Source organism: Acinetobacter sp. Leaf130, from assembly GCF_001423205.1.
In the GTDB taxonomy this organism is placed as follows: domain Bacteria; phylum Pseudomonadota; class Gammaproteobacteria; order Pseudomonadales; family Moraxellaceae; genus Acinetobacter; species Acinetobacter calcoaceticus.
In genome coordinates this window covers 886,143-899,863 of sequence record NZ_LMOE01000001.1, presented here as the reverse complement: position 1 = coordinate 899,863, position 13,721 = coordinate 886,143, and the positions used below count along the sequence as shown (strand labels likewise).

Genomic DNA, 13,721 nt, shown 5'->3' with positions numbered 1-13,721 from the left:
CGACAATAATTAATTGTGAATTAGCATACTTGGTTAATGAGACAATGAAGCATCAGTTTAAATTTAATCCTTTAGCGACAGCTATTTTTACGCTCTTATGTGGCTCCATACAATCAAGTTATGCTGAGTCAGCTGATGTTGTCTCCAATATAGACAATAATCAACTTAAAGCGAGCATCAAAGAAGCCTACCCAGGTCAAGAATTCTTTCAACAGTATTATGTTGATAAATCGGCACCTGAGGCGCAGCTTCGTGACAATAAATATTTAAGCTCGGCATTTTGCCAGGGTACATGGGTTACACCGATTAACCCGAATACTAAAGCACTAGATGCCGACAAAACGACTTCTGTCGTTACGGCTAACTATGGACATTATAATCCTGCCGGTGACTCTGTTTTAGAAGGCGACGTGGTTATTGATCAGGAAGGACGCACGGTTCGTGCTGACAAGGTTACGATTGATAAGACACAAACCTTTGCACATGCACAAGGCCGAGTACAACTCGCTCAAGGTGGATTACTTTCACAGAGTGACGAAATTAATTACAACCTAAAAAACCAGACTGGTAATTTAGAAAATAGTTTTTATATTTCTGAACAACAACATGCCCATGGTCATGCAGGGAAAATCGAAAGAACATCGCCAAATGTCATGGTTCTTAACGATGCAACCTATACGACTTGCCCGCCAGGCCAAAAACCGGGTTGGAAAATTCAGGCAAATAAAATCGAGTTAAATCAGGAAACTGGGCGTGGTGTAACTCGCGGGACAAAACTCTATGTTAAAGACGTTCCTGTTCTAGCAGTTCCTTACTTTAACTTCCCGATTGATGATCGCCGAACTACAGGTATTCTCAACCCACAGTTTGGTTTCTCAAACGATGGTGGTATTGAGCTTTCTGTTCCAGTTTATTTAAACCTTGCACCTAACTATGATCTGACACTGACTCCGCGTTATTTAGCAGACCGTGGTGCAATGCTAAAAGGTGACTTTCGATACTTAACCGAGGGTTTTGGTGCGGGTGAAATGTGGGGTGGCATGTTGCCATCTGACAAAGAATACGATGATAAAGATCGTAAAGATTTCCATTTCTTACATAACTGGGATATCAACGATCAATGGTCAACTAATCTCGAATATAACTACGCTTCAGATAAAGACTATTTTTCAGATTTAGATAGCAGTCCTAACTCTAAAACAGACCTAAACTTACGTAGAGCATGGGAACTTAACTACCAACATGGTATTCCGGGTTTAAAAGCTCAGCTTAAAGTCGAAGATTTCCAGACACTTGATCCTGAAGTTGAAGATGCAAAAAAACCATATGCACGCTTGCCACAATTCTTATTAAATTACGTTACTGGTAATCCATTAGGCTTACAATACGAATTCAATAACGATACTGCTTATTTTAAGAAATCAATTAATGATGATTCTGCTCAGGAAAGTAGTGGTACACGTATCTATAACCAGTTTGCAACACGCTACAACTATCGCACACCAGCAGCATTTGTGATCCCCGAAGTTTCCGTACGTTCTATTCAAACATTCTATGATAAAGACAGTATCGCATCTCAAGGTCTAGATGGCGGTTCTGAAAATAAATCAGTAGTTGTACCTCAATTTACGTTAGATACTGGACTGAATTTTGAACGTGAGGGCAAGTACTTACAAACGCTTACCCCTCGTGCATTTTATGCATATGCTCCATACAAAAACCAAGACAACTATCCAAACTTTGACTCAACTTCAGCATCAGTAAGTTACGATCAATTATTTAACCCTTACCGCTTCTACGGACATGACCGTCTTGAAGACAACAACTTTCTATCACTTGGCGTAAGCTACAGTCTTTTTGACACAGTAGGCTTAGAACGTTTACGTGCAAGTGTTGGTCAAAGTTATTATTTTGAAGATCGTCGTGTGACATTAAAGCAACAAGACGAGATTGATACCGAACGCAATACTGGTCCGGTCGTTAGCATATCAAGCCAGTTAAACCAAAATTTCACGATTGCTGCTAACTCAGCATGGATGTCGAATGGTGATAATGCTCAGCGCGATTTTCAGGTTTATTATACTGGAGATAAAGGAAATCTTTATAACTTAGGTTATTTCTATCGCAAAAACATTGAAGGACGTCAAGCTACTTACGATCAGGTTGTTGCATCGTTTATACAACCAGTTAAAGATAATTGGCGTATTATGGGCCACGTACAATACGACATGGATAACGATGTTGCGCGTGAGATTTTATTAGGCGTTAACTATGAATCATGTTGCTGGGGCATTTCTGTGTATGGTCGCTCATATTATAACGATCTAGATGATCCAAAAACTTCAGATGTTAGTGAAAAACGTGCCATTATGGCCGAAATTACACTAAAAGGTTTAGGTGGTTTAAACAATAAACTCGCGTCTTTACTTGAAAATCGCGTTTTAGGTTTTAACAAAATTAATCAATCTTGGACACAACGTTAATGAAGACAAAGCATCTTAAACAGTTTTTTAAAGCAACTACCCTTGCTGCCCTAATCTCTTCATCAATGCATAGTTTTGCCCAAACCGCTGATGAAGTTGTGGCAATTGTGGACAATAGCGTAATTTTAAAAAGCGATCTTCAACAAGGGATGGCTGAAGCCGCTCACGAACTACAAGCACAAAAAAAAGAGGTTCCACCTCAGCAATATTTACAATTTCAGGTGTTAGATCAATTAATCTTGCGTCAGGCACAACTTGAGCAAGTTAAAAAATATGGTATCAAACCTGATGAAAAAAGCTTAAATGAAGCTGTATTAAAAGTAGCAAGTCAATCTGGAACTAAAAGTTTAGAAGCCTTCCAGCAAAAGTTAGATGCTATGGCACCAGGGACTTATGAAAGTTTACGCGGTCGAATCTCTGAAGATTTAGCAATTAGTCGTTTGCGTCAACAACAAGTCATGTCTCGTATTAAAATTAGTGATCAAGATGTAGAAAACTTCTTAAAATCACCTCAGGGTCAAGCTGCTTTAGGCAACCAAGCACATGTAATTCATATGCGTATTGCTGGTGATAATCCACAGGAAGTTCAATCTGTGGCTCAAGAAGTACGTTCAAAGCTTGCACAAAGTAATGATATAAACGCATTGAAAAAACTTTCGACTGCAAATGTAAAAGTTGATGGTGCTGACATGGGGTTCCGTCCACTTTCAGACATTCCTGCTGAACTTGCAGCACGTATTACCCCATTACAAGACGGCCAAACAACTGACTTAATTTCAGTACGTGATGGTGTACATGTTTTAAAGCTTATTGAGCGTAAACAAAATGAGCAAAAAGCTTTAGTACCTCAATTTCAAACTCGCCACATTCTCATTCAACCATCTGAAGTGGTCAGCCTTGAAAATGCGAAGCAAATTATTGACAATATCTATAAACGCTTAAAAGCTGGCGATGATTTTGCAACACTTGCAGCTACCTACTCTAATGATACAGGTTCAGCGCGTGATGGCGGTAGCTTAGGTTGGGTAACTCCTGGCATGATGGTACCTGAATTTGATAAGAAAATGCAGGAAATTCCTGTAGGTGAAATCAGCGAACCATTCCAGACTCAATTCGGTTGGCATATCCTACAAGTAACTGAAAAACGTGAAAAAGATATGACTCATGAATATCAAGAGCGTATGGCACGTCAAATTTTAGGTGAACGCCAATTTAACACTGAAATCGATAGCTGGTTGCGTGAAGTGCGTGCGAATGCTTATGTAGAAATTAAAGATCCAAGTCTAGACAAAAAGAACTTACAAAAGTAAGATTTTTTCTCTTCATTAAAACCTGCGTTCATCGCAGGTTTTTTTATGAATAAAATTTAACTAATAAAAAAACCGGTTATATAAATAACCGGTTTCTATAAATTAAACCCTAACGGGAATTATTTATAACGATCAACCATTTTCTCTAAAGAAATTGGACGGATCTTGTCAGCATTTCCAGCTGTACCAAACGCTTCATAACGATCGATACAAATTTGCTTCATTGTATCAACTGTTTTAGCAAAGTATTTGCGTGGATCAAACTCAGATGGATTCTCAGCCAAAAATTGACGAATCGCACCAGTTGAAGCTAAACGCAAATCAGTATCAATGTTGATTTTACGTACACCGTGTTTGATTGCTTCTACAAGCTGCTCAACAGGCACACCATAAGTTTCGCCAATATTACCGCCGAACTCATTGATTACCTTTAACCATTCTTGCGGAACAGAACTCGAACCATGCATTACAAGGTGAGTATTTGGTAATGCCGCATGAATTTCTTTAATGCGGTCAATTGCCAAGATATCACCTGTAGGTGGACGCGTAAATTTATACGCACCGTGTGAAGTACCTACTGCAATTGCTAGCGCATCAACATTTGTATCAGCAACGAACTGAGTCGCTTCTTCAACAGAAGTTAGAAGTTGAGAATGGTCAAGTACACCTTCAGCACCCACACCATCTTCTTCACCAGCCATACCAGTTTCAAGGCTACCTAAACAGCCAATCTCACCTTCGACAGAAACACCACATGCATGTGCTAAAGCAACAACATTACGAGTTACATCAACATTGTATTCGTAAGATGTAGGTGTTTTACCATCTACACCTAATGAACCGTCCATCATCACTGAGCTAAAGCCAAGCTGAATTGAACGCTGACAAATATCAGGGCTTGTACCATGGTCTTGGTGCATTACCACTGGAATATGTGGCCATTCTTCAATTGCAGCCAAAATAAGATGGCGTAAGAATGGAGCGCCTGCATATTTGCGAGCTCCAGCTGATGCTTGAACAATTACAGGTGAATTGGTTGCATCCGCGGCAAGCATGATTGCGCGCATTTGTTCTAAGTTATTTACGTTAAATGCTGGTACGCCGTAGTTATGTTCAGCAGCGTGATCCAAGAGCTGGCGCATTGAAATGAGTGCCATAATATCCTCCCAGGTAGTGCGGGTTATTCTACCCTTTCATTTATTTCAATTCAGCAACAAATCACAGTATTTCAAAAAAAATCCCCGCATATGCAGGGATTTTTTAACAAAAAACAACAAATTAATGTGTTTCTGAAGCAGCAGCCTCACTTGGTGCACTACCTTCAACCACATCGGTATTCTTTTCATCTAAAACTGGCTTATCAATCGCATCAATTGCTGCTTGTTGCTCAGGTGTTACTTTGTCAGAAACAGCAGTAGAAGCAGCCGATTCTTGTCCAGCCTGAGATGCTTCATCTTTCTTAGCACAAGCAGTCAACATCATCGGTACAATTAACAAAGCAGCAAATGTAAGCTTTAAATTCATCACTATTGTCCACAGTTGGTGATTTAATGCTCGCTATTTTATTGCAGATATATGACAGTTTAATGACCTATCCATGAAAAAAGGGATTGGCAACCCAATCCCTTCTTATTTTTTAGATAACAGTATTAAGCACGCTCAAGTAAAACAGCGACTGCTGGCAAAGTCTTGCCTTCAACAAATTCAAGGAATGCACCGCCACCTGTAGAAATATAACCAATTTGATCAGCAACGTTATATTTATCAATCGCAGCTAAAGTATCTCCGCCACCAGCAATCGAGAAACCTGCAGATTGTGCAACAGCAAGAGAAAGTGCTTTAGTACCTTCACCAAACTGATCAACTTCAAATACGCCTACAGGACCATTCCAAAGAATCGTTTTTGATGTTGTTAAAATATTTGCAAATGCTTTAGCTGTTTCCGGACCAACATCTAAAATCATATCATTTGATGTTACATCTTCTACTTTCTTCACAACTGCTTGCGCTGCTGCTAACGAACCTAAGAAATCGTCAAAATTAATTTGCGATGCATCGGCAACCACAACATCTGTAGGCAGTGGAACACTTACTTTCGCAGCAATTTGTTTTGCAGTTTCAACCAAATCAGCTTCGTATAATGATTTACCAACATTAAAACCAGCAGCTGCCAAGAATGTATTTGCAATACCGCCACCAACGATAAGTTGATCACAAATACTAGAAAGTGAGTTTAAAACATCAAGTTTAGTTGAAACTTTAGAACCTGCAACAATTGCAACCATTGGTTTTTCAGGAGTTTGCATTGCACGGCCAAGTGCATCTAATTCAGCTGCCAATAAAGGACCAGCTGCTGCAACAGGAGCAAAACGAGCTACACCTTCAGTAGATGCTTCTGCACGGTGAGCAGTACCAAATGCATCCATAACAAATACATCGCATAATGCAGCATATTTTTGTGCAAGATCTTGATTATTTTTCTTTTCACCATGGTTAAAGCGCACATTCTCAAGCAGTACGACTTGACCAGCTTCAACTTCTACGCCATCTAGGTAATCTGTTAACAATTTAACTTCTTGGCCCAATACTTCTGTTAAATAAGCAGCAACTGGCGCAAGTGATTGTTCTGGCTTTGGTTCACCTTCAACAGGACGACCTAGATGCGAAAACACCATCACAGCTGCACCTTTTTCTAAAGCAGCTTTAATAGTTGGTAATGCCGCGCGCAAGCGAGCATCGCTAGTAATCACACCATTCTTGACAGGAACGTTTAAATCTTCACGAATAAGGACACGTTTACCTGTTAAGTTAAGGTCAGTCATACGCTGAAAATTCATGTAAAGCTCTCTTTATGATTTTAAAAACGCGCTAATTTTAAATGATTACATCAAAAAAGGTTAGTTTTTTTGCATAAAAGCTGTAGAAAGCCCCAGTTTTGATTATGATAGAGATAGTCATTTGATATTTCATCCATTATGTCTATTCATCCAGATCCACAAATCAATCGTTTAAATGTTTTAGGGGAACCTTTAGCAAGTTGTTGTTTCGACCCTATTACTGGCTATTTTAGAAATGGCTTTTGCCACACAGCAGTCACAGACCTTGGTCAGCATACTGTATGTGCGCAAATGACCTCTGATTTCTTAAATTTTTCACAAAAAATTGGGAATGATCTTATTACCCCTTTACCAGAAGTAGATTTCCCTGGCCTAAAGCCCGGTGATTTCTGGTGTATCTGTGTAACTCGTTGGGTAGAAGCTTATCAAGCAGGTCAAGCTCCTCCCATCAAAATACATGCATGTCATCAAGCTGTATTAAGCTATGTACCTTTAGATGTTTTAATGGAATTTGCAGTGTAATGGTACAGCCACAAATTATTTTGGCATCAAGCAGTCAAACGCGCAAAGCCTTAATGGATCGCTTAGGGATTAACTATATCTGTGTGAGTCCTGATATTGATGAGAGCCCTCGCAATGAAACCCATGCCGATGAACTTGCGAAAAGGCTGGCTTTCACAAAAGCCCAAGTGATTGCTGCACAAAATCCACATGCAATTATTATTGGTTCCGATCAAGTCGCATGGCGAGAACATGCTCCCAATGACTTTATTGGTAAACCGATGACCATTGAAAATGCCAAATTACAGTTAGCAGAAAACTCAGGTCGAACTGTCTACTTTAGTACCGTACTCAGTGTGCAATGGCTTGACGGGAATTTTGAACAAACGCTTGTTGAACATTATCAAGTTAAATTCCGAACCTTGAACCAAGCCGAAATTGAACGATATATTGCATTAGATCAACCACTCCATTGTGCTGGTAGCTTTAAGTGTGAAAGTTTAGGAATTAGTTTGTTCGAAAAAATGACAGGCCAAGACCAGACGACTCTTATGGGTTTACCCATGATTCAACTTTGCCATATTTTAAGACAGCTTGGTCTACAAATTCCTTAATTTTAGATATTTTTATAAATAGGTTATTTCCATGACAGAACCTTTAGCAGTTTTAGGCGGTATTACTGCCGAACAATTTTTAGCAGAATATTGGCAGAAAAAACCTTTGCTGGTACGTAACGGATTGCCAGAGATTGTAGGTCTTTTAGAACCTCAAGATGTGCAAGAACTTGCTTTGGAAGAACATGCGAGTGCCCGACTCATTCGCCAAAAAGATAGAAATCCAAATGAATGGCACGTCAAGTCTTCACCTCTAACCAAAGGCGACTTTCAAAAGCTACCAAAATTATGGACGCTTTTAGTACAGGCGGTAGACCACTACTCTTTTGACCTTTCTGAACTTTGGAAAAAATTTCCTTTTATTCCTCAATGGCGCCGTGACGATATTATGGTGTCTTATGCACCTAAAGGTAGTTCGGTTGGAAAACATTTTGATTTTTATGATGTGTTTCTAGTTCAAGGTCACGGACACAGACGTTGGCAATTAGGACAAATGTGCGATGTAAATACTGCATTTGTACCTAATCAACCATTAAAACTTTTACCAGAAATAGACGTGCAGTTTGATGAAGTTCTAGCACCAGGTGATTTGCTATACGTTCCGCCTGGAATGGCACATTATGGCGTTGCCGAAGATGATTGCTTAACTTTCTCATTTGGCTTTCGCATGCCAAACGTTGCAGGAATGATGGAACGTATTAGTGATCAATTTTCAGCAAACACACTCCTACAAAATCCTGTTGTAGACATTGCACGCAAACAGATTAGCCAAATTGGTGAAATTAACGCAACTGAACTGAGCCACTTAAAAGACTTAGTTTTAGCTCAATTAAAAGATTCATCAGCACTTGATGCCGCTATTATGTCTTATATGAGTGAACCTAAATATCCAGATAATATTCCAGAAGCTGATGAAATCGAAGCAGATGACTTAAAAGAAATTTTACACGAAGGATTCGAAGTTCTTTTAGAGCCAGCCTCTCGACTACTTTATACAGAACAAAACGGAACCCTAAACTTTTGGGGAAATGGTGAAGTTCTATTTATAGCTGAACCCTTTGAGCAAAAATTAAAAGCGATTGCCAATGGAGAGAGTCTGCCATTTGATAGCCAATTTAATGATGACGAGACACTAGAAAACGTTGCTCACTTATTAAATGAATCTATTCTGATGCTTTTACCCCCTGCAGAGTAAATGTTTTAATAAAAGTAGGTTTTTTCATGAAAGGGAAAAACCTACTTTTTAAATTAGCAAGCAAACTCAACAATATATTCAATTATTATTCGTTAAATCTATCTAAAAAATCTTAAATAGTGCGTGGTTAAAATTATTAAACTTTAAAGAAATCTTGAAATGAGAATTAAAAATAGAAAAGCTTTATGATTAAAAAAACGACATATTTCTCACTTACTTTTTCCTTAAAATTTAAACGTTACAGTTTAAAAAAATAATATCTTTTTTCTATCAATAACAAACAATACCTTGTAAAATTAAAGATCCAGATTCTCATTAATACAGATCACAGTTCACAAGCTAATAGCAATTCATTTGTGAGAGGCTAAAAATATGTCGAAGAAAGATGACATTATTAACACCGCATTAAGACTTTTTAACTCGTATAGCTACAATTCTATAGGTGTGGATCGCATCATTAATGAATCTGGCGTTGCAAAAATGACTTTCTACAAGCATTTTCCATCAAAAGAAAAATTAATTGAGGAATGTCTACTTCTACGAAACACGCTTTTACAGAACTCTCTTACCTCGGCCTTATCAAAACATGATGAGTTAGACCCTCTTGCGAGAATTAAAGCAGTATTTTTATGGTATTCCGACTGGTTTAATAGTGAAGACTTTAATGGCTGTATGTTTCAAAAAGCATTGGAAGAGGTTTTAAAACAATATCCGTCAACGCATCAACCTGCCACTTTGTATAAAGCTTGGTTGACTCAACTCATGCAAAACCTTCTTAACCAATATGATGTAAAAGAACCAGGTCCTTTATCTTTACTACTCGTTAATATATTGGAAGGTATGACCATTCAAGCGCAGGTCGAGCATGGCTCAATAAAAATTTATGATTATTGGAATCGAGTTGAAAAATTAATCGACTTTGAAAGAGCTGCTTAAAAATAAAGCGTGACATTCTTCTTCTTATATTAATATTCTTCTTATCTACCACGCTGCGTCTGAAAGTCATTTTGGTTCAAAATTAGACGTTTTTTTCGACCTTACTAAACCAAAATATACAGACCTGTCTGTACAAAACAGATTATATATTTAAAAAATAAAAACTCAATCATTTTTTTTGTTTCATTCAAAGATAAATTAGATTTAACTATTTATCGGAATGAAATAAGGCTTATTTGATGCTGGCTTCAATTCACTTATACTTAACAATTAAACTTATAACACAATGCAACACTTTAAACACAAAAGAAATACAAACAACTGTTTTTAATTAAAAATACTACTTATTTATCAGTTCCCCTTATATTGCTTTTCAACAAAAACAATTGGATTGATTAGTTTTGCTACATTCATTTCTGCAAGATCAATCTATACTATGCCCGCTATATTGATATAGGTATAAAGTATGAAAGATGGACTCCAAATTGAAGAAATGAAAAATGCGGCTGATTCAGTCGTGGGAATTCTAAAATCTTTGGCTAATACAGATCGTTTATTAATTTTATGTCACTTAGCTTACGAGGAGCTAAATGTCTCACAGATTGAAGAGAAGACCCAAATTACACAGCCCACTCTTTCACAACAACTTATGATGTTACGTAAAAGTGATGTTGTATCAACTCGTCGTGATGGTAAGCAAATTTTTTATTCTATTAAGGATGACAATATGCATTCAATTTTAAATACGCTTCACCAACTGTACTGTGCAAGTAAATAATATCTTTAAATTATAAATTTATAATAATATTAGTAACTTCCTGAAATATGCGATTTTTCAGCTTGAAAGCTTAGAGTTTAGTCCAAGCACAAAGTTTTGAAAATTCGCGTAGCTTTTCCAAAGCCTCACCGATACCATTTATTCTGTTATCAATTCATTTCTTTTTGAGTTCTTTCGGCACTTTCACCGCTTTTTGATATAATTCGTTTTCTTGATGAACAATTAACAAGCAAAGCCTCCAATAAAAAAAGTTAAAATTAAAAATTAACCAAAACTAAAACAATGACTTAATATTACCATCTACTATAAAAACCTCTAGTGTGCATAAAAAAGCTTAAGATTCCCATAACTTAAGTATAAAATACTCCGCTTGTTCAACCTTTAGCCATGAATAGGTTAATAAGGTCTTTATATGCTTGAATTCCTTTCTCGATTAAGCTTGGTAGCCAAGATTATTATCGCCATTATTTTAGGTATTGGCGTTGCATTACTATTTCCAGACATCACGCCATATTTAAGTTTATTTGGTGAGCTTTTTATTAAAGCATTAAAGTCTGTTGCCCCTATTTTAGTATTTGTATTGGTACTTTCTTCTATTGCCAACTTTCAGGTGGGTCATAGTGCGAATTTACGTCCAATCATGATTTTATATGTGGTAGGTATGTTGCTTGCTGCTTTCACAGCTGTGATTGTTAGTCTTTCTTTTCCTAGTACTTTATTCCTCAACACTGTTTCGCACAATGATTTGCAAGTACCAGGAAGTTTAGCTGACATTCTGAAAAACTTGCTTTTAAGCTTTATTGCCAACCCTGTTCAAGCCATTAGTGAAGCAAACTTTATTGGTATTTTAGCGTGGGCAATTGGCCTTGGTTTAGCGATGCGCCATAGCTCAGACACCACAAAACAAGTCATGCAGGATGTTGCACATGCTGTTAGTGCTATTATTCATAAAGTAATTGCTTTTGCACCTGTCGGTATTTTCGGTTTGGTTGCAGTGACTTTTGCAGATGCTGGTCTCGCAACGCTTGAAAGTTATGCGCAATTATTAGTAGTACTGTTAGGTACGATGTTCTTTGTTGCTTTAGTTATCAATCCAATTCTTGTTGCACTTACTATACGTGGGAATCCATACCCTCTCGTATTTAAATGTCTTAAAGAAAGTGGGATTACTGCTTTCTTTACACGAAGCTCAGCAGCCAATATTCCTGTTAACTTAGATCTGGCAGAGCGCTTAGGCGTTAATCCATCAACAGCAAGCGTCTCTATTCCATTAGGTGCGACAGTAAATATGGCTGGTGCAGCAGTGACAATTACTGTACTCACACTAGCAACTGTACATACGCTTGGAATTCATGTTGATTTTGCAACAATGCTCATCTTATCAGTTGTTGCTACAATTTCAGCATGTGGTGCTTCTGGTGTAGCTGGTGGTTCTTTACTTCTAATTCCAGTAGCTTGTAGTTTATTTGGCATTTCAACTGAAATTGCTATGCAAGTAGTGGCTATTGGTATGATTATCAGTGTATTGCAAGACTCTACAGAAACAGCTCTTAACTCTTCTACGGACGTTTTATTTACCGCAGCTGTAGATATTCGTTCTAAACAAACTTCCTAAACAAAATGCCATTTCAGCGTCTACCAAACTGGTTCCAACTTGGGGCCTTTTTACTGGCATTCAATGCTGGAATGATTAATGTATTAGGGCTAATTACCCTTTTGCATCAATCTATTTCACATATGACTGGCAACGTTAGTATGCTAGCTATGAGTTTGGTAGAGTGGCAACCAGAACATATCATTTTCTTACTTCTGGTGATCATTTGTTATGTTTGCGGTTCATTTTATAGTGGTTTTATTTTAGGGAGCAGCCATTTTCGACTAGGTCGTCGCTATGGCTTACCCTTGAGTCTTGTTGCTTTATTCATTTTTCTTTGTTGGCTATTACTTCCTTATTTTCCACGCTATGGATTATTATGGGCTTGTACAGCAATGGGCCTTCAAAATGCAATGGTGAGCCATTATAAAGGAACCATTATTCGAACTACCCATCTATCTGGCGTTTTAACAGATATTGGTTTAGCACTTGGATATAAAGCCAGAGGCTTACCTGTAGAAAACCGACGTATAGTTTTACACTTACTTATTTTTGCGGGTTTTCTGCTGGGTGGAATTCTTGCCGCGCTGGTATATCCGCATTTAAAGTTACAAGCATTTTTATTGCCAGCAACTTTAAGCTTAGTCTTAAGTATTTCTTACTGGGTAGTTTACTTTTATAGCCCTTCAACTTCACATAAGGATTAAGTCATGGTTAAAAATGCCTTACAAGCACAGCTACTAAAAGCTGGGTTAGTGGATAATAAAAAAGCAAAAAAATTAACAAAACAAGCTCATCACGAGCAACGTATCGGTCAAAGCAATGAGCCCGAAATCAAAGCGAATATTGAAAAAGCTCAACAAGAAAAGTTAGCTAAAGACCAGGCTTTAAACTTAGAAAAACAACAACAACTTGAGGAAAAAGCCCTCAAAGCATCAATCATTCAAATGATTAAGCATCATAAAATTTCAAATACTGATGGTGATAGTGTTTATCAATTTATTGATGAGGGTAAGATCAAGAAGGTATATATTTCTCAGCAAATATATAATGCACTTGTTTCAGGCAGTTTGCTCATTGCTAAAGATCAAAATCAATATGCTTACTTACCTAAAGCATTAGCTGAAAAAATTGATCAGAAGATGAAAGGGTTTATTTTATTGAACAATGCGGAGTCCAATGAACAAACCACAAATGAAGAAGATCCTTACGCAGCCTATGTTATTCCTGATGATTTAATGTGGTAACACATACAAGGGCCTTTATGATGCAAATATAAAGGCCTTTTTCGAATGGATTTAAAAAGTATTAATTTAACAAATGTTCAAAATAGTAAGAAAAAATACTTAAAGAATAAATTCCTTCACCACTTTATCTATTAATCCCGATATAATAAATCATAATTTTTTAAGTCTTCGCGACATTCTTGAAGATTTCTTCAGGCATCCAAATTTACGTCATGTACTAATGAAT

At 37.4% G+C, this 13,721-nt stretch carries 13 protein-coding genes; 10 read left to right on the top strand and 3 right to left on the bottom strand.

Going from position 1 to position 13,721, the window contains the following annotated elements; all coding sequences use genetic code 11:
* Positions 1 to 44: 44 nt before the first annotated feature.
* Together ASF86_RS03840 and ASF86_RS03835 are read left to right on the top strand one after the other, a co-directional pair.
* Entirely contained in the window at positions 45 to 2,483 is a 2,439-nt protein-coding gene (locus tag ASF86_RS03840) for an LPS-assembly protein LptD (protein WP_056479605.1), read from the top strand.
* A complete protein-coding gene (locus tag ASF86_RS03835; protein ID WP_056479604.1) occupies positions 2,483 to 3,793 on the top strand; it encodes a peptidylprolyl isomerase in 1,311 nt (436 codons plus the stop codon). Before ASF86_RS03840 ends, ASF86_RS03835 begins: the two co-directional genes overlap by 1 nt.
* Positions 3,794 to 3,912: 119 nt before the next feature.
* On the opposite strand, the gene fba is transcribed toward ASF86_RS03835, so the two are convergent.
* From fba to ASF86_RS03820, 3 genes are all read right to left on the bottom strand, one after another.
* The gene (fba, locus tag ASF86_RS03830) at positions 3,913 to 4,950 is read right to left on the bottom strand and encodes a class II fructose-bisphosphate aldolase (RefSeq protein ID WP_005304678.1); all 1,038 of its coding nucleotides are present in this window, start codon (positions 4,948 to 4,950) and stop codon (positions 3,913 to 3,915) included.
* A 121-nt stretch (positions 4,951 to 5,071) separates the two neighbouring features.
* Positions 5,072 to 5,317, bottom strand: a complete 246-nt coding sequence (locus tag ASF86_RS03825; protein WP_017390556.1) for a hypothetical protein — start codon at positions 5,315 to 5,317, stop codon at positions 5,072 to 5,074.
* Positions 5,318 to 5,442: 125 nt separating this feature from the next.
* The gene (locus tag ASF86_RS03820) at positions 5,443 to 6,630 is read right to left on the bottom strand and encodes a phosphoglycerate kinase (protein ID WP_056479593.1); all 1,188 of its coding nucleotides are present in this window, start codon (positions 6,628 to 6,630) and stop codon (positions 5,443 to 5,445) included.
* 138 nt (positions 6,631 to 6,768) lie between these two features.
* Between ASF86_RS03820 and ASF86_RS03815 the strand changes: the two genes are divergently transcribed.
* The 8 genes from ASF86_RS03815 (at position 6,769) to ASF86_RS03780 (ending at position 13,495) form a co-directional block, all read left to right on the top strand.
* Positions 6,769 to 7,152, top strand: coding sequence for a DUF2237 family protein (locus tag ASF86_RS03815; RefSeq protein ID WP_003651438.1), 384 nt, complete (start codon positions 6,769 to 6,771; stop codon positions 7,150 to 7,152).
* A complete protein-coding gene (locus ASF86_RS03810) occupies positions 7,152 to 7,745 on the top strand; it encodes a Maf family protein (RefSeq protein WP_056479592.1) in 594 nt (197 codons plus the stop codon). The genes ASF86_RS03815 and ASF86_RS03810 overlap by 1 nt, the downstream gene beginning before the upstream one ends.
* A 31-nt stretch (positions 7,746 to 7,776) precedes the next feature.
* Positions 7,777 to 8,940: a cupin domain-containing protein gene (locus ASF86_RS03805; protein WP_056479591.1), complete on the top strand. Its 1,164-nt coding sequence runs from the start codon at positions 7,777 to 7,779 to the stop codon at positions 8,938 to 8,940.
* A 372-nt stretch (positions 8,941 to 9,312) separates the two neighbouring features.
* Entirely contained in the window at positions 9,313 to 9,876 is a 564-nt protein-coding gene (locus ASF86_RS03800; RefSeq protein WP_003651435.1) for a TetR/AcrR family transcriptional regulator, read from the top strand.
* A gap of 466 nt (positions 9,877 to 10,342) precedes the next feature.
* Positions 10,343 to 10,654: an ArsR/SmtB family transcription factor gene (locus ASF86_RS03795; protein ID WP_002121379.1), complete on the top strand. Its 312-nt coding sequence runs from the start codon at positions 10,343 to 10,345 to the stop codon at positions 10,652 to 10,654.
* A gap of 412 nt (positions 10,655 to 11,066) precedes the next feature.
* Positions 11,067 to 12,269 carry a serine/threonine transporter SstT gene (gene sstT / locus ASF86_RS03790; RefSeq protein WP_017390551.1) on the top strand — a complete coding sequence of 401 codons (1,203 nt, stop codon included), beginning with the start codon at positions 11,067 to 11,069 and terminating at the stop codon, positions 12,267 to 12,269.
* 5 nt (positions 12,270 to 12,274) lie between these two features.
* Positions 12,275 to 12,955, top strand: a complete 681-nt coding sequence (locus ASF86_RS03785; protein ID WP_005041137.1) for a YoaK family protein — start codon at positions 12,275 to 12,277, stop codon at positions 12,953 to 12,955.
* Positions 12,956 to 12,958: 3 nt separating this feature from the next.
* Positions 12,959 to 13,495, top strand: a complete 537-nt coding sequence (locus ASF86_RS03780; protein WP_056479590.1) for a DUF2058 domain-containing protein — start codon at positions 12,959 to 12,961, stop codon at positions 13,493 to 13,495.
* Positions 13,496 to 13,721 lie beyond the last annotated feature (226 nt).

Coding starts and splice junctions, on each gene's coding strand:
- ASF86_RS03840 (WP_056479605.1), top strand. CDS start 45: ATGAAGCATCAGTTTAAATTTAATCCTTTAGCGACAGCTATTTTTACG.
- ASF86_RS03835 (WP_056479604.1), top strand. CDS start 2,483: ATGAAGACAAAGCATCTTAAACAGTTTTTTAAAGCAACTACCCTTGCT.
- fba (WP_005304678.1), bottom strand. CDS start 4,950: ATGGCACTCATTTCAATGCGCCAGCTCTTGGATCACGCTGCTGAACAT.
- ASF86_RS03825 (WP_017390556.1), bottom strand. CDS start 5,317: ATGAATTTAAAGCTTACATTTGCTGCTTTGTTAATTGTACCGATGATG.
- ASF86_RS03820 (WP_056479593.1), bottom strand. CDS start 6,630: ATGAATTTTCAGCGTATGACTGACCTTAACTTAACAGGTAAACGTGTC.
- ASF86_RS03815 (WP_003651438.1), top strand. CDS start 6,769: ATGTCTATTCATCCAGATCCACAAATCAATCGTTTAAATGTTTTAGGG.
- ASF86_RS03810 (WP_056479592.1), top strand. CDS start 7,152: ATGGTACAGCCACAAATTATTTTGGCATCAAGCAGTCAAACGCGCAAA.
- ASF86_RS03805 (WP_056479591.1), top strand. CDS start 7,777: ATGACAGAACCTTTAGCAGTTTTAGGCGGTATTACTGCCGAACAATTT.
- ASF86_RS03800 (WP_003651435.1), top strand. CDS start 9,313: ATGTCGAAGAAAGATGACATTATTAACACCGCATTAAGACTTTTTAAC.
- ASF86_RS03795 (WP_002121379.1), top strand. CDS start 10,343: ATGAAAGATGGACTCCAAATTGAAGAAATGAAAAATGCGGCTGATTCA.
- sstT (WP_017390551.1), top strand. CDS start 11,067: ATGCTTGAATTCCTTTCTCGATTAAGCTTGGTAGCCAAGATTATTATC.
- ASF86_RS03785 (WP_005041137.1), top strand. CDS start 12,275: ATGCCATTTCAGCGTCTACCAAACTGGTTCCAACTTGGGGCCTTTTTA.
- ASF86_RS03780 (WP_056479590.1), top strand. CDS start 12,959: ATGGTTAAAAATGCCTTACAAGCACAGCTACTAAAAGCTGGGTTAGTG.